This window comes from Pseudomonas sp. LRF_L74 (genome assembly GCF_965644255.1).
Lineage (GTDB): Bacteria > Pseudomonadota > Gammaproteobacteria > Pseudomonadales > Pseudomonadaceae > Aquipseudomonas.
This window is the reverse complement of record NZ_CBFFRH010000005.1, coordinates 460,973-476,497: the sequence shown is the minus strand read 5'-3', so window position 1 is coordinate 476,497 and position 15,525 is coordinate 460,973. Positions and strand designations below refer to the sequence as shown.

The window sequence follows — 15,525 nt, the reverse complement described above, 5'->3', positions numbered from 1 at the left end:
TCCCGCAGTTGACGCGGCGGCACGCGCAAACTTGCTGGTGAATAAGGTTCCATGGGACACAACCTAGCGGTTCTTGCGAAAGATTTGGCGGAGCTGATCGCGTTGCTGGTCCATCTGGACTTGCAGGGGACCGGGTAAAGGCCGTTGCAAAAGCGCCTGGCGAGCCTCGCCGGTGGGGTAGCGGGGCGGCGAGGGTGCGTCCGGCATGTTGCCGAGCATGTAGGCACGTTCCGCCAGGATTTGCTGCCCGTCCGGGCTCAGCAGCCAGCTTTTCAGCAGGCGCGCGGCGTTGGGATGAGGCGCATGGCGAATCAGGCCCACGGCGAACGGCAACTCGACGGAGAAATCCGCGATGAAACGTATGTCGACGGGCGCACCCAGTTCGCGCATGCGCAAGATGGATGGCAGGTAAGCCCAGATATTCAGGCTCTGGCGCCCCTGGGCCAGGTAGGTGACGCCATTGTCCAGGTTGGTGTTGATGCCATTGCGGGCCAGCAGTTGCAGGGCATCGTAATCGGCGCGGCCATCCATCAGCAGGGTTGCCACCGATACGTCGGTGACGCCGCTGATGGACGGTGGCGCCATGTAGGAAAAGCGTTTGTTCCAGGTGGGCTGCAGGAGCGCCGAGAAATGCTGTGGCAATTGGGTTTCGTCGACCTGTTGGGTGTTGAAAGCCAGGCCGAACAGCTTGTTGAACGGATAATGCAGCAGACCATCATCGCTGCGATATTGCGCCGGCAAGCCCTCGGCGGTCAGTGGTTCGAACGGTTGCAGATAGCCGCTTTGGGCAATCCGCGGGGCCATGGTCAGTGGTTGCAGGCACAGGTCGGCAAAGTGCACGCCTGCTACGGTTTCGGCATCCACCCTGGGCATCAGTTGATGCGGGGAGACGTGCAGGTAGGTCACCCGCAGACCGGGAAAGCGTTCACCGAAGGCCTGCCACAGCGCGTCCACCTCACGGTCGGTGGCGGCGCCATACACTGTCACTTCTGGTTCCCCGGCAGCCAGCGCCTGAAGATAGAGCTGCGTCTGCTCAGCCTGCTGAGCTGGCGTACCGCTCGGTCTGGCGGTATTGGCCACTGGCCGCTCGGGCACGCCACACCCAATCAGGGTCATCCAGGCGACCAGGCCGATCAGCCAGCGTGCCTTCATGCTGGCTCCTCGGGCGCCAGCACCAGCACATCATCGACCCCAGCGGTCAGCCACACGTGGTCCCCAGGGCGTACGTGCTGGCTGTCGGCCAGACCCAGACTGGCCTGCAGGCGGGTGTCCGCAACGCGCAGTTCGCCCTGGAAGCGTTCACCCAGGTAGGTGAGGCTACTCAAGTGCGCCTGGAAGGTATTGCCCGCGGCGCTGGCCGCGTCGCCGATCAGCAGGTTGGTGGCGCGTATCGCCAGTCGTGCGTGCTGGCCGACCGTTACGTCGGCCAGTACCCTCCCGCGCAGCGGCTGCGCCCAGCCGTCGAGCCGGACTGTGGCGATGCCGGCGTCGAGCGCGATGATCTGGCCTGCCAGCAGGTTGTCGTAGCCGACGAATTCGGCGACGAACACGGTGCGCGGATTGAGAAAAATGTCTTGTGCCGAACCCAGTTGCTCGATGCGCCCGTGGCGCATCACGGCGATGCGATCAGCCAGGGCCAGGGCTTCGGTCTGGTCGTGGGTTACATAGATCGACGTTTGCCCGGTCTCCTCATGAATGCGGCGCAGGTCCTGGCGCAGACGCAGGCGCAACTGCGCATCGAGATTCGACAGTGGCTCGTCGAACAGCAACAACCGTGGCCGGGCGACGATTGCCCTGGCCAGCGCCACCCGTTGCTGCTGGCCACCGGAAAGGTCAGGCGGATAGGCTTCGGCATTGCCGTGCAAGCCGACTAGGTTGAGGGCCTCGACCACCCGTGCGGCCAACTCGCTGCGTGACAGGCGCTCACTGCCACGACGCAGCGGATACGCCACGTTGTCGAAGACGCTCATGTGTGGCCAGAGCGCGTAGCTTTGGAACACCATGCCGACGTTGCGTTTCTCGGGCGGCAGGAAGCGGCCACGTTCTGGCTGTGCGACCGCTTCTCCGTCAATCAGTATCTCGCCGCCGCTCGGCTCCTCGAGCCCGGCGATGCAGCGCAGGGTGGTGGTCTTGCCGCAACCGCTGGGGCCGAGCAGGACGAAGAACTCGCCAGCCCGGATATCCAGGTTGAGCCCGTCGATGGCCCCGCGCTTGGGTTCGCTGGTGACCTTGGCGTGCGTGGTGAAATATTTGCGCAGGGCGCGCAGGCTGACCGAACTCATGCGAAGTGTTCCTGAACAGAAGCGAGACTTGCCAATTGCCGCCGGGTGTTCCAGCGCAGGGTGTAGCGGCCGAAGTGCAACAGGCCCAGGCCAGTCACGCAGAGCGCCAGCTTGCTCAGCAGCAGTACCACCAGCAGCGCAGCCGAGCCGGAAAAGTCGCCGGAGGCGTTGATGTTGTAGACGACCATGGCCACTGGGCTGAGGCCGGGTGCCTTGAGCAGCATGGGCACTTCGAGGTTGCCCGAAACCAGCACCGCGACCATGAACCAGCCTGCCAGGAACGCGGGCGCCAGCAGGCACAGCAGAATGTCGAAAAACACTCGGCGTGGGCTGGCACCACAGATCCGCGCGGCTTCGCCGAGATCAGGGGAAAGCTGGGCGAGGGCCGAACTGGTGACCTGAATGGCGAGCGGCAGGGAACAGATGGTCAGGGCCGCCACCAGCAGCCACAGCGACCCATAGAGCTGGCGCAGCAGCGGTACGCTGACGAACCCCCAGAGAATCGCCAGGGCGATTACCACGCCGGGCATGGCCAGCGGCACCAGGGTCATGAAGCGCAGCGATGTGCTGCGCCAGCCGCGCAGCGCGCGGCCTTGCTGGGCGATGAACAGCGCCAGGAACATCGACAGTATGCCGACCAGAATGGCCAGGCTGAATGTCACGCCAATCGCGTCGAGTACCCGGGGCAGGCGCAAGACGTCTTGATAATGGTCCAACGACAGGGATTGGTAGATACCCGGAAACGGTTGCAGGGATGCGAACAGCACCGCGCCAACCGGCAACAGGGCGATCAGCGCCAGGGCCAGCCAACTGGTCACAGCCAGCGGCCAGCGTGCGCGTCGTAGGCGGACGCGCCGCGCCGCGCCGCGTTTGCCGCCGACGCTGACATAGCTGCGCCGGCCGAGGATGCGTGTCTGTGCCAGGCATAACAGCACCAGCACGGCGACGATGCTCAGCGACAGGACGCTGGCCCGCGCATAGTCGCTGGGTACGCCACTGTTGACGTAGTCCATGATGCGTGTGGAGATCACGTCCAGGCCGATCGGCCCGCCGAGAATCAGCACCATGTCGTAGGCCTGCAGGCCGCCGACGATGCCGATGAGTATCGCCACAGTCAGCGCCGGGGCCAGTGCTGGAAGGTTGATGCGCAGGAACGTCTGCGACACGCCCGCGCCCGCCAGCTGCGAGGCTTCGTCATGGCTCGGGTCCAGGTTGCGAAACGGTGCGACCAGGAACAGGTAGATGATCGCGGTCTTCTTCAACAGCATCACCGTGATCACGCCGGCCCAGGTCTCGATGTTCAGGCGCGGAGCCAGGTCGCCGAGGGTCCAGTGCAGCAGCGCGTTGAGCTGACCGCTGTAGGGGTTGGCGAGAAAACCGTAGCCCATGGCGTAGAACAGTGCCGGCGTGGCGAATACCACCAGCATGCTGGGGGTGATCAGGCGTCGCAACGGCAGGTCGCTGCGTTCAGAAACGAAGGCCAGCGCAGCCGCGAGCAGCGTCGCCCCGGCTGTCGAGACCAGGGCGACCAGCAGGGCGTCGCGCAAGGCCTTGAGCGTACCCGGGTCATGGTACGTGGCGCTCCAGGCGGCCAGTGTCCAGCTCCCGGCGAAACCCGGTGGCGCGCTGCGCAGGGTGCCGACCACCAGCATGACCAATGGCCACGCCGAGACGATCGCAAGCAGCAGAATCAAGGGTAGAAAACGCACCGCTTCGCGGCGCCAGGCAAGACTCGGGCTCATCTTCACTCATTCGGGCTGGCTCGCCGAGGGCGAGCGGTCAAGCCATCGCGCGGTGGCGCGATGGCTGTCAGGACTTTCGATCGCGGGGTTAGAAGGCGTAGTTCACGCCGGCATAGACGAAGCGACCGGACGATCCGTTGGGGTGGAGGAAGCCGTAGTTGTTGACGCCGTTGGAACGGTTGCCCAGCTCGTACTTGTCCGGGTACTTGTTGAACAGGTTCTGAGTGCCAAGGAACAGATCCCAGTTCGACGTGACCGCATAGTTGAGGTCCAGGTCTACATACCATTCCGGCGAGAAGCGCTGGTCACGGTTGCCGTTGCCGCCCGGAAGCAGTCCGGAGGCGCTGGCGTTATACCAGTAACTACCATAGCGTTTGAAGAACACGTCCACGGTCCACGGACCGTTGTTGTAGCGCGCGTCGAGAATGAGCTTGTTCTTCGGCGTGCTGCGCTCGGCGTCGCGGATACGGTAAGGGTCGATCACGTTCAGGGTGGCGCCACCCACCTGGACCGTATCGCGCACGTTGTCGACTTCGGTCTTGTTCAGGCTGAAGCCGGCGGACAGGTCGAGCGTGCCGCCATACACTTGGCTGAAGTGCTTCTTGCCGACGATGTCCAACCCCTTGGTCTTCGAGTCCCAGCCGTTGAAGTAATACTGGGCCTGGGTGAAACCGGTCAAACCAACGCTGTTGAACGCCTGGGTCACGGCCGTGCCACTGAGCCGATCGACCGACACCACGCTGTCCTTGATCGTCAGGTAATAGGCATCGATGGTGATCGAGGAGGTGTCGTCAGGCTGCAGCACGATACCGGCGGAAAACGAGTCGGACTTTTCCGGATCCAGAGCCTTGGCACCGAAGATCGCCGCTTGCGGATCATCCGGACGGAAGAAGCGGGTCTGACCCGGTGTCGCCACGTTCAGGCCGGTGTTGCTCCAGGTGGTGGTGTAACTGGTGATCTGAGAACCGAGCTGGGCCAGGCTGGGAGCGTGGAAGCCGCTGCTGTAGGTGCCGCGCAGGGCCACCTGAGGGGTCAGCTCATAGCGCAGGGTCAGCTTGCCGTTGAAGGTGTCGCCGAAGTCCGAATAGTCTTCGTAGCGACCGGTGATACCGACTTGCAGGCGCTCGGTGAGGTCGGCCTCGACACCCAGGTAGCCACCGCCGACGTTGCGGTTGATGGAGCCGGCATCGGCCGGCTGGATCGGGCTGTCGACCGAGGCGGCGCCGATTGGCAGGCGGTTGACCGAGTTGGCCAGGCCACCGTTGGTGTAGGCGGCCTCGTCAGCGAGATCGCCGGTCGCCCATTTTTCATAGCGGTACAGCAGGCCCGCGGAAAGCACCACGGGAGCCGGCAGGAAGGTTACTGGCAGATCCTTGACATAGTCGCCCTGTACCGTGGTCTGGTTGGACTTGGTCGAGCCCCAGTAGAAGTTGCGCGGGCTGTTGACGCCATAGCTCGGGTTGACCGTGCCGCGTGTCCACTTGCCGGACTCGTTGCGGCCATGGCTGAGGGACAGGTCGAACTTGCCACTGCCGGCGGCGTCGCCGAACCGGGTACCGAACACCGCCGCGAGATCTTGCGAGTCGCTGACCGATTGTGGCTGGTAGCCATCCGGGTATAGAGGGCTGTTGCGGCTGTTGGCGCCGGTCACTGCGGTTTCCAGGGTGGTCGGGTTGACGCTGCTGTTGATGACCCGTTCGGTGTTGACGTACGAACCTGATTCGCGGTCGGCATAGTTCAGGTAGCCGTAGAGCTTCACCTCATCGTTCAGATCGAATTCGCCGTTGGCCAATACACTCCAGCTTTCTCGCGAACCATTGCCCCATTTCGACCAGCTATTGCCGATGGTCTGGTTGCGGCTGTCGCCATTGGCGAATTGCGGGCGCCAGTCGGCATCGGCCCGGTCGACGAAGTCGCTGTTGAAGTAGTCGGCGCTGAGGTTGAGGAAACCGCGATCTCCCAGGTTGAAACCTTTCCAGCCGTTGTAGGCGCGGGTGTAGCCGCCACCGTCGCTGTATCCGCCGATGCGGGCGTTGAGATTGCCGCCCTCGCTGTCCTCGCGCAGGACGATGTTGATCACCCCGGCGATGGCATCCGAGCCGTATTGTGCGGCGGCGCCGTCACGCAGGATTTCCACGCGCTCGATGGCGCTGACCGGAATGGTGTTGATGTCCACCGCAACCGATGGCGGGTAGGGCAGGGTGTTGGTGATCTGCGAGGAGGTATGCCGGCGCTTGCCGTTCACTAGGACCAGCGTGTAGGCCGGGCTGACTCCGCGCAGCGCGGCCGAACGCGTGTTCTGGCCGTTCCAGGAATTCTGTCCCTGGGGGAAGTTGAACGAAGGGTGGAGCTTTTCCAGGGCCTGGTTGAGGGTGATGGCTCCGGTGGATTTGAGCTGGTCCGCACTGACGACGTCGACTGGCGCCGAGCTTTGCAGGCTGGTGATGTCCTCGCGGCTGGTGCCCAGCACCACGACCTTGCCCAGCCGGGTTTCCGGCGTCTGTTCGGCGAAGGCCTGCTGGCTGCTGGCGGCGGCGATAAGCAAGGATAACTGGGTCAAGGCGAACAACGGTCGTTTCAAATGAATCATGGCGACGATCCCAAGAGTATTTGGTTGGCTTTTATGGGTGGGAAGGGGCGGAATTCAGTCCGCTGACTGTTGTTGGCTGACGCTAACCACGACTTGGTCCAGGCCACGCACACGGAGGTGATGGCATTGCCTGAGGTCGGTCTGCGGGTAATCGGCATGGCGGTGCAGGCCTCTGCTTTCTCGACGTTCGATGGCGGCGTGGCGGATCCAGCGCCCGCTTGCGGCCAGGGATGCGGCTTCGCGTGCTTTCAGCACGCTGCGTGCATCGTCACCGGCGAGGTCGTCGGTAGCGTGCCGCCAGATCTGGTCGAGTTTTTCCAGGCTGCTGCGCATGAGCGTTTCGCGGCGATAGAAGTTGGTCTCCAGCGGCAGCATCTCGGTTTGCACCCGGGTGATCAGCTCGCGGGCTCGCATGTCTACACTCCGTTCAAGGCGCGGGCGCAGGCCGGCCTGGCCAAGAGGGTGGAGTTGGCGCTGGGAGTGCTTGTCGCCCTGCTGACGGGCAAACACAGTGGCTTGTTCGGCGGCCCACTCTGCGGAGGCCACGCACCAGGCGATGCAGGGGCCGGCCCCACCGAGAAACGCACCGACCAGCCGGCTCTTGTCCGCCAGGTCACCCACCGCATACAGGCCTGGAACGCCCGTCGAGCAATCCTCATTGACCGACAGGCCACCGGAGGCGCGCACCGACCCCTCCAGGATCAGCGTTACCGGCCACAGGTTGTCGAACGGGTTGAGCGCCTGGCGCTGGAAGTAGTGATAGAAGTTCGGTACGCCGTTGAACATGGATTGCCACTTGTCAGGCTTTACCTTGTCCAGCACGTAGAACGGCTGCCCGCCCCTGAGTAGGGTATCGGCGACGTTGCCGATGGAAAACCAGGCCGGCAGGGTCGGATCCAGCCGGTCGCCGCGTTCGTCGTAGGCGTGGCCCTGGAAATACATGCCGCCCTTGGTCGTACTGCTATGTAGCGGGGCAAGCGCGTAACTGGAGGCGAACTCCATGCCGATCAGGCTGGCACCGGCCTCCATCGCCATTAGGTAACCGTCGCCGGTGTTGCCATTGGTGCCCTGGGCTCCCGACAGAAAGGCATTGCCACCAGTAGCCAGGATCACCGCGCCGGCCCGCACCCGCCAGGTTCGCTCCAGTTGGCGTTGCACACCAGCGGCCCCCGCGACCTGCCCATCGACATCGCGCAGCAACTCCAGCGCCGGGCTGTGATCGAGTACCTGCACGCCGGCTTTTTTCAGGCGACGACGCAGGAACGCCATGCTGTCGACGCCGAACGCGCCCAGGCGTGGCGCGTGGTAACCCCATTCGGCCATGCGTTGAAAGCTGGCATAGCTTTGCCTGTAGACCTTTTCCAGAAAGCCCAGGTTATCCAGCCCGGCGGCTTCTTTGTGTCGCTCCTCGAGTACGCCGCGTTGCTGCTTCTGGTTGCCCGGCACTATATAAGCGCCACCGCCTCCGGCAGCGGCTACCACGCCAGCGCTGCCGGCGGATCCCTTTTCCACCAGGACCACACGAGCGTGCTGTTGCGCCGCGGCAAGAGCCGCCCAGATTCCTGAAAGGCTGCCACCGATGACCAGCACGTCGGCTTCCAGATCGACATCGTAGGACGCCTGGCTCACGCGTTCGGCCGTGCGAGTCATCGAGAGGCCTCCTGCGCAGCCAGCAACCCGGCGGCAAGCGGGTCGAAGCGAGAGTGGCGGTGGGACTCATTGACCTCGCCGATGGCGTAGCTGGCAGTACGATGGTTGGCGCCGGGACCGCCCGGCGCGTCGGCACCAGACAACAGGCGGGTCTGGTCTAGCGGCTGGTGGTGGCGCGTGCTGCCGGGCGAGCGTTTGTCCCACCCCAGTGCGCGTCTGAAACTGCCAAGCTGCCCGCTGGCCAGCAGGGCCTGGAGATCGACGGCTTGCGGATAGGCCTGGGGGGCCACGAAGAGGCAATCCACCGGGCAGTAGGCTTCGCACAGGTAGCAGGTGCAGCAATCTTCCTGTCTCTCGATGACGGCCAGTTTGCGTGACTCATCGGCACTGAAGACATCATTGGGACAAGCGCGTACACAGGCCATGCAACCAATGCAGATATCGTCCACTATAACTTCGATCATTACACCACCACTTGCTGAAGTGCGCGGAGTAGATCACGGGGTTATTTAGCTCTGCCAACAATTTGTAACTCTATGGTTATATTAGGTGATACTAATAATTATAAATGAGCTCAGGTATCAAAAATATTGAAATCGAGATATCGGCAATGAGCGAGGCTGATCGTAGATTGATGCATCGGGTGTTGTTTTTCGCAGGGTGGAAAACTCATGGAGCCTTTCGGTGATGATAGGTGTGGCTTGCAATAAATAATAAAATCATGTGGTTGTAAGCATTTTTAATGCGAGAGTGCGCAGGTTTAAGCAACTTTTCATACATGCGACCGGCCTGCAATGAGTTGAACGGGTAATGGGCGGAAATATTCCGGCTGTATATCGAGTTTGAACTTGCAATGATGCACTAGGGAACTTTCCAGGGCGGCAGGCTCCTGTGTCACTGAGCTGAATACACCGAACGGGTCGACCCGGTTCCACCGCTCTTCATAGCGCAGAACGAAACTGGCGTTACCAAGTTATTTTCTGGCCTTGAAATAATCTGGCCAGCGCCAGGGCCGAAAGTTGGCACGTTGGCAAATGTGATGGCACTCAGGGCAGCGAGGTGCGGGCGACGGACTCGAAGTATGCCTTGCAGTGGTCGATGGCGATCTTCACCTTGTGCGGCACGGTCTTGCCGGTGGTCAGGATGTACACATCGATTTCGTCGACCGAGCATTGAGGCAATACCGGCACCAGCGTACCGCCGCGGATATCGTCGATGACTTCGGGCAGCAGGAACCGTCCGACACCGAACCCGAGCAATGCCATTTCCCGCAGTGACGAACTGCTGTTGGTCAAATGCTTCGGCAGCAGTTGCAACTGCTCAGTGCCCTCGTGAGAGTCTGAGCTAACCATCAGATAGCGTGGGTCGACGGCGGTGTTTACGATGATGTCGTGTTCCCTGAGATCTCCAGGAGTTTTCGGTGCTGCATGCCGGCTTAGATAAAGCGGCGATGCGCACAACAGCCTGCGCCAGGTGGCGATCTTACGACTGATCAGGTTGGAGTCCTGCTGCGGCCCAAAGCGTATGGCGAAGTCGACCTGATTTCTTTTCAGGTCGATGAAGCCATCCTTGGAAAATATCTCCAGGTGCAGGTCCGGGTTGTTGATGATCGCGCTTTCCATGGACTTACTAACATGAAAGATGGAGGTGCCGATCGATGCGGCGATCTTCAGTCTGCCGGAGATGGTTTCCTTGAAATGGGAAATCCTCGCTTCGGATTCAGCCAGCACCGACAGCGCTTGCTCGCAGGCCTCGTAGTAGATGCGCCCGGCTTCGGTCAACGAGATACCCTGGCGTGAGCGGTTGAGCAAGACGGCGCCCAGCTGTTTTTCCAGCAAGGAAATCTTCTGGCTGATGGCGGAGACCGAGACGCCCAGGATCTGTGCGGCACGGCTCATGGAAGCCAGATCTGCAACGGCCCTGAAAGTCAGCAGGGCAGAAAAATCCTTCATGGTTAAGCGTCTCTTAAACGTGCTTTAAGCGGCAGGATACTGAAAACGGTGTCCGAACAAAATATTATTGTTTCAGGATTTATTAAAACTTTCTGGAATAATCATAGAAGGATCACGCCGTTGAAAAAACTCATTCGGAGGCTGCCGCTATCTGTCGTGCCGCTGGCCTTCTGTCTTCCCATCGAGGCAGCCGAGCAGCCGCAACCCGTGTCCGACGATGGCGCCAAACTGAGCACTGTCGTGGTGCAGGGCAAGCTGGAAAAAGACAAGCAGGACATCGACAAGAAACAGTTGGAAAACAGCAACCTCGGTATTGCCTCTGACGTTACCAAGAGCACCACCAACGTCAGCGCTGCCACCTATGACGGTCATCTGCGACCGATGTGGTTTATCCGCGGCATCGGAACCGGCGACAACAATGCCAACACCGTGCAGCCAACCACCATCTACCTGGACGACGTGTACCAGGGCGCGTTGCTCGGCACGGGTTTTCCGCTGTTCGACATGCAGAGTGCCGAGATTCTCAAGGGACCGCAGGGCACTACGTTCGGCACCAACGCGACAGCCGGGGCCATTCGTTTCTCCAGCAAGGCGCCGGGTTTCGATAACCAGGGCTACGGCAAAGTCGGCATTGGCAACTACAGCGCGCGCCTGTATGAGCTGGGCCAGGACATCAACATCGTCGATCAGAAGGTGGCGGCCCGTGTTTCGCTGCACAGCGAATCGCGCGACAGTTTCTACGAAAACAAGAGCGGCTCCAACTTCAACCCGCTGCGCGACGATGCCGCGCGCATCCAGTTTCTGGTCAAGCCCGATGACGTTTCCGATCTGTTGATCGGCTTGAACTACCGGGACTATGGCGACGATGGCAATATCCGCTTCCCGCGGGGGACAACAGCTGGCCGAACCAGCTTCGGTTACATCACCAACGAGAGTCAGCATCTCCTGTCGCTCAATACGCCGACCTGGAGCGACCTGAGGCAGTTCGGGGCCTCGATCAAATACGGTCGTGACTTCGACCAGTATCGTTTCGAGTCGATCACCGCCGCCCAGCACATCGAATACAAGGACCAGACCGACTCCGACTACACCCCGGTGGAGGTGGGCCGTACCCGCACCGGCACCCATTACAACCAGTACTCCCAGGAGTTTCGCATCAAGTCCGAGTACGACGGTGCGTGGGACTGGCAGGCCGGGCTCTTTCTCTATCATCAGAACGTCGACAACTGGCGTGCACGTGGCGCGCTGCCCGGTGGTGCAGTCGCCGCGTCCTATAACAACGTCGAGTATGTGCAGGATACCGAGCAGGCTGCGCTGTTCGGGGGTGTGCATTACCGCTTCAACGACCGTGCACGGGTCGACCTCAACGTGCGCCAGAGCCATATCGACAAGGCCATCGAACTGAGTCGTGTGCAGGCCTCGGGCACGCCGCTGTACAACAACCTCGGCGAGTGGTGGAAAAAGAGCTCGCTCAATCGCCTGACGCAGAACGTCGATCAGGATGACAAGGTACGCTGGAACATCACCACCTGGGACATCCGCCCGGAATACGATTTCAGCGAGAACCTCACCGGTTATCTCAAATACGCCAAGGGCTTCCGCGAGGGGGCCTACAACACCAGCATCACCCAGCAGGCCGAAACCGGCCTGGTCAAGCCGGAATACCTGGACAGCTACGAGGTCGGGTTCAAGAGCCACTGGTTCGACAACACGCTGCTGCTCAACGCCTCCGCCTTCTATTACGACTACGAGGACATCCAAGTCAGCGTCACCAAGGCGACCACCACCGGCACCGTGGGTAACCTGACCAACGGCGCCAAGGGCAAGGCCCACGGTGCTGAGGTCGAGCTCAAGTGGTCGCCTGATCGCAGCCTGGACTTGTACGCCGGCCTGGCCCTGCTCAGCACCCGTTATGCATCGTTCGTGACCGATACCGCCGACAATACCGGCAACGACTTCCCCCGTGCCCCCAAACGCACGGCGACACTGACGGCGACCAAGCGTTTGTACCTGGACAACGGATTCACCCTGGAAGGTAGCCTCAACCTGAAGTACAGCGGCAGCTTCTACATGTTCGGCACCAACCAGACCACGCACATGTATCGCCAGGGCGGGTTCAGCGTTCTGGGCGGAAAACTGGCGCTCTACAGCCCTGGAAAAGACGTCGTGGTGTCGCTCTACGGCGACAACATCTTCGACAAGAAGTACTACGAACACCGCGTGACTCCGAGCAACGGTGAATACACCTTCGCCTACGGAGCGCCTCGCGAATTTGGTGTAACCCTCGAGAAAAAATGGTGAGGAATCAGATGGCAAAGCTCGACGCATACCTGAAAACCAAGAAAGCAGCCCTCGCGGCCCGGCAACAACAACGCCTGGCGCACGTCTCGGATCAGCCCTCGCGACTGAGCGTTCGTGGCGGTGTCGCAGGCGCCAGCGGCGTGCGTACCGTACAGCTCGGCAAGCACGTGCTGCTCAGCGACAGCCCGGAGGAGGCCGGTGGCCACGGCCTGGCGCCGTCCGCCATCGAACTGCAACTTGGGGCACTCGCGGCCTGTGTGGTGCACACCGCGTTGATCCAGGCGGCCAAGCGCGACATCAGCCTGGAGGACGTCAATGTCGACGTCACCGCCGCGCAGTATCCGCTGGCGCGAGAAGCCGGCACGCCGTTCGCCGACACACCGAACTACCCGCAGCAGATCGCGTTTCACCTGCGCCTGGTGTCGTCCGCCTCGGATGAGCAACTGCAAGCCCTGTTCGGTGGCGTGCTCGACCGTTGCCCGATCATCCAGTTGCTCGGCAAGGCCGGTGAAGTGGCTGGCGAGTGGAGCCGCGGGTAACCCGCCATGTGCATTGGCCGCCCTGGCGGGCGGCCGTTCGAAGGAGAATCTATGTCTTATCCGCTGGCCCTGAATCCGGCCCACGCCTGGCAACTGATCCAGGCGCACGCTGATGTGGTGGTGGTCGACCTGGGCGTACTATCGCGCTACCAGGCGCTGCACGTACCCGGTGCGGTGCATGTCGATTTTCGAGCGTTGCTGCGCCAGGACGAATCGAGCATTGGCCTGTTGCCCTCGGCAGCCGCCCTCGCCGAGTTGCTCTCCAGCCTGGGGCATGATGAGCAGCGCACCTACCTGTTCTATGACGAGGATGGCAGCGGTTGGGTCGGGCGCTTCATCTGGACGCTCGACGTGCTCGGTCATAGTCGATACCACTTCATCGACGGTGGCTGGGATGCCTGGCGCGAGTCCGGGCTGCCGACCGACGCGACGATCGCCGCCCCGGCGCGCACCTCGGTGGCACTCGAGCAGGCTACCGATCGCGTGGACATCGACTACCTGCTGTCCCGGCTGGACGACCCCAACATCCGCCTGCTCGACCTGCGCCCGCACAGCGAGTACACCGGCGACAATCTAAAGGCTGCACGTGGCGGGCACATTCCCGGCGCCGTGCATATCGATTGGTCTGCATTCGTCGACGAACAGGGGCGTATCAACCCGGCGGTGGTCGAGCGTCTGGACGCCTACGCTATCGACCGGCAGAACGAAATCATCCTCTACTGTCACGGTTTCCACCGTGCGGCACGGGGCTACCTGGCGCTGAAGGTGCTGGGTTACGAGCATGTCCGCGGCTATTCCGGTTCCTGGTCGCAATGGGGCAATGCTTCGTCCACGCCCGTCGAAACAGGAGCATCGGCATGAGCACACATCGACTGATTTCCAACCGCAACTCACCCTATGCACGCAAGGTGCGTCTGGCCATCGGTTATCTGGGGCTGCAGGGGCTGGTCATCGAGCAAGATGAAAAAATCGGCCAAGTGGTCTTCAACGAAACGGTCACTTCGGCCAATCCGATCGGCCAGATTCCCGTGCTGTCCACCGAGGACGGCACCTGGCTGCACGACAGCAGCGTGATCGTCGAGTACCTGAACGAGCGCTATGGTGAACGGCGCCTGCTGAGCTCGGCCCTGGCCGATCCCTGGAAACTGCGCACGCTGGCGTCGCTGGCCGATGCGATCATTCAGAGCAGCATCCTTATTTTGCGCGAGCGCAGCCGTCCGGCAGGCCTGTCGTGGTCGGACTTCATCGACGCCCAGCAACACAAGCTCGTCCATGCGCTGGATGCCCTGGCCAGGGAGACGTCGTTCCAAGCCATTCTGCTGGAGCAGACCGTCGCCGGTATCGGCCTGTCCGTCGCCCTGGACTTCGTGCTGCTGCGCGGACCGTTGATCGGCATCGACCTGGCCCGCTGGCCATCGTTGCACCAGGCGCTGCAACGCAAAGCCGCCGACGACCTGTTCATCGCCACAAGGCCTGCCATCAAATGATCACTGCAAAACCCTGGCGGCTGGCCTTTTGGCTGGCCGCTGTTTTTTTTCTCACGGCTTGCGAACAGACGTCCGAGGTCGTGACCCTGCACATCGGCGCGCCGAGCAAATTGACCAACCGCGAACTGCTGGCCGCCGCCGGGCTGGACAAGGACATGCCCTACGAGATCGTCTGGCACCCGTTCACGTCCACCCCTGAACTGACCGATGCCATGCGCGGTGGCAGCATCGACCTGGGCGGCCCAGGTGGCACTACCGGGGCGTTGCTGTCGATGGTCCAGGACAATCCGATCCGTGTGGTCGCTGCCGCCAAGTTGCTGGGCCAGGGCGGCAGCGCCATCGTCGTGCCTGATGACAGCGCCATCCACCGCGTTGCCGACCTGCGCGGCAAGCGCATCGCCATCGTCAAGGGTTCGCGCGAACTGTACGCGCTGTACCTGGACCTGACGCGCAACGGCCTGGAACTGAAGGACGTTGAGCTCAAGTACGTTGGCCTGGACGTCGCCCTGCCGGCGCTGCTCAACGGCAGTGTCGATGCCTGGGTACTGTGGGATCCGCAGACCGCCTACCTGCAGAACAAGTACCACTTCCGGGTGATCGACTGGATCGCCAATATCGAACCGTCCTATGGCCTGCAACTGGCGACCGACAAGGCCCTGGCCGACCCCGGCAAACACGCGGCGATCGAGGATTTCCTGCAGCGGGTGTACAAGGCGCGCCTGTTCGTCAACGCGCATCCGCAGACCTATGCCGCCCAGGTGGCGAGTCGTGCCCGCATCGATGAAGCGTCGGCCCTGCTGGCGACCGAGCGCGGTGCCGCCGAGTACGTGCAGCTCGACGAGCGTGTGCGCAAGGCATTGCAGCATGAGCTGGGCACCTGGCAGGTATTGGGCGTGATAGGAAAATCCGTTCGCGTCGAGGACTACCTGAATCATCAGTTCGATCAGGGACTGCCTGCACGTTGATGGGCGTTCCTGAACAC

12 protein-coding genes are annotated in these 15,525 nt (G+C 62.0%); 5 read left to right on the top strand and 7 right to left on the bottom strand.

What is annotated here, in order from left to right; translation table 11 throughout:
* Positions 1-63: 63 nt before the first annotated feature.
* The 7 genes from ACSZPK_RS15680 to ACSZPK_RS15650 form a co-directional block, all read right to left on the bottom strand.
* Positions 64-1,152, bottom strand: a complete 1,089-nt coding sequence (locus ACSZPK_RS15680) for an ABC transporter substrate-binding protein (RefSeq protein ID WP_437882392.1) — start codon at positions 1,150-1,152, stop codon at positions 64-66.
* Complete coding sequence (locus ACSZPK_RS15675) at positions 1,149-2,282, bottom strand: ABC transporter ATP-binding protein (protein ID WP_437882391.1); 1,134 nt, start codon at positions 2,280-2,282, stop codon at positions 1,149-1,151. The genes ACSZPK_RS15680 and ACSZPK_RS15675 overlap by 4 nt, the downstream gene beginning before the upstream one ends.
* A complete protein-coding gene (locus tag ACSZPK_RS15670) occupies positions 2,279-4,024 on the bottom strand; it encodes an ABC transporter permease (RefSeq protein ID WP_437882390.1) in 1,746 nt (581 codons plus the stop codon). Before ACSZPK_RS15670 ends, ACSZPK_RS15675 begins: the two co-directional genes overlap by 4 nt.
* An 88-nt stretch (positions 4,025-4,112) precedes the next feature.
* Positions 4,113-6,614, bottom strand: a complete 2,502-nt coding sequence (locus ACSZPK_RS15665) for a TonB-dependent receptor plug domain-containing protein (RefSeq protein WP_437882389.1) — start codon at positions 6,612-6,614, stop codon at positions 4,113-4,115.
* Between the two features lie 54 nt (positions 6,615-6,668).
* On the bottom strand, positions 6,669-8,264 hold the full coding sequence (locus ACSZPK_RS15660) for an FAD-binding protein (protein WP_437882388.1): 1,596 nt from the start codon (positions 8,262-8,264) through the stop codon (positions 6,669-6,671).
* Positions 8,261-8,728, bottom strand: a complete 468-nt coding sequence (locus ACSZPK_RS15655) for a 4Fe-4S dicluster domain-containing protein (RefSeq protein ID WP_437882387.1) — start codon at positions 8,726-8,728, stop codon at positions 8,261-8,263. Before ACSZPK_RS15655 ends, ACSZPK_RS15660 begins: the two co-directional genes overlap by 4 nt.
* 582 nt (positions 8,729-9,310) lie before the next feature.
* Positions 9,311-10,216, bottom strand: coding sequence for a LysR family transcriptional regulator (locus ACSZPK_RS15650; RefSeq protein WP_437882386.1), 906 nt, complete (start codon positions 10,214-10,216; stop codon positions 9,311-9,313).
* A gap of 120 nt (positions 10,217-10,336) precedes the next feature.
* On the opposite strand from ACSZPK_RS15650, the gene ACSZPK_RS15645 reads away from it, so the two are divergent.
* From ACSZPK_RS15645 to ACSZPK_RS15625, 5 genes are all read left to right on the top strand, one after another.
* Positions 10,337-12,517: a TonB-dependent receptor gene (locus tag ACSZPK_RS15645; protein ID WP_437882385.1), complete on the top strand. Its 2,181-nt coding sequence runs from the start codon at positions 10,337-10,339 to the stop codon at positions 12,515-12,517.
* Positions 12,518-12,525: 8 nt separating this feature from the next.
* On the top strand, positions 12,526-13,056 hold the full coding sequence (locus ACSZPK_RS15640) for an OsmC family protein (protein ID WP_437882384.1): 531 nt from the start codon (positions 12,526-12,528) through the stop codon (positions 13,054-13,056).
* A 51-nt stretch (positions 13,057-13,107) separates the two neighbouring features.
* Positions 13,108-13,917 carry a sulfurtransferase gene (locus tag ACSZPK_RS15635; protein WP_437882383.1) on the top strand — a complete coding sequence of 270 codons (810 nt, stop codon included), beginning with the start codon at positions 13,108-13,110 and terminating at the stop codon, positions 13,915-13,917.
* Positions 13,914-14,543 carry a glutathione S-transferase family protein gene (locus ACSZPK_RS15630; protein WP_437882382.1) on the top strand — a complete coding sequence of 210 codons (630 nt, stop codon included), beginning with the start codon at positions 13,914-13,916 and terminating at the stop codon, positions 14,541-14,543. Before ACSZPK_RS15635 ends, ACSZPK_RS15630 begins: the two co-directional genes overlap by 4 nt.
* Before the next feature lie 80 nt (positions 14,544-14,623).
* The gene (locus tag ACSZPK_RS15625) at positions 14,624-15,508 is read left to right on the top strand and encodes an ABC transporter substrate-binding protein (protein WP_437882381.1); all 885 of its coding nucleotides are present in this window, start codon (positions 14,624-14,626) and stop codon (positions 15,506-15,508) included.
* Positions 15,509-15,525 lie beyond the last annotated feature (17 nt).

Bases quoted from the DNA above. Each gene is read 5' to 3' on its own strand.
- ACSZPK_RS15680 (WP_437882392.1), bottom strand. From the start codon at position 1,152: ATGAAGGCACGCTGGCTGATCGGCCTGGTCGCCTGGATGACCCTGATT.
- ACSZPK_RS15675 (WP_437882391.1), bottom strand. From the start codon at position 2,282: ATGAGTTCGGTCAGCCTGCGCGCCCTGCGCAAATATTTCACCACGCAC.
- ACSZPK_RS15670 (WP_437882390.1), bottom strand. From the start codon at position 4,024: ATGAGCCCGAGTCTTGCCTGGCGCCGCGAAGCGGTGCGTTTTCTACCC.
- ACSZPK_RS15665 (WP_437882389.1), bottom strand. From the start codon at position 6,614: ATGATTCATTTGAAACGACCGTTGTTCGCCTTGACCCAGTTATCCTTG.
- ACSZPK_RS15660 (WP_437882388.1), bottom strand. From the start codon at position 8,264: ATGACTCGCACGGCCGAACGCGTGAGCCAGGCGTCCTACGATGTCGAT.
- ACSZPK_RS15655 (WP_437882387.1), bottom strand. From the start codon at position 8,728: ATGATCGAAGTTATAGTGGACGATATCTGCATTGGTTGCATGGCCTGT.
- ACSZPK_RS15650 (WP_437882386.1), bottom strand. From the start codon at position 10,216: ATGAAGGATTTTTCTGCCCTGCTGACTTTCAGGGCCGTTGCAGATCTG.
- ACSZPK_RS15640 (WP_437882384.1), top strand. From the start codon at position 12,526: ATGGCAAAGCTCGACGCATACCTGAAAACCAAGAAAGCAGCCCTCGCG.
- ACSZPK_RS15635 (WP_437882383.1), top strand. From the start codon at position 13,108: ATGTCTTATCCGCTGGCCCTGAATCCGGCCCACGCCTGGCAACTGATC.
- ACSZPK_RS15630 (WP_437882382.1), top strand. From the start codon at position 13,914: ATGAGCACACATCGACTGATTTCCAACCGCAACTCACCCTATGCACGC.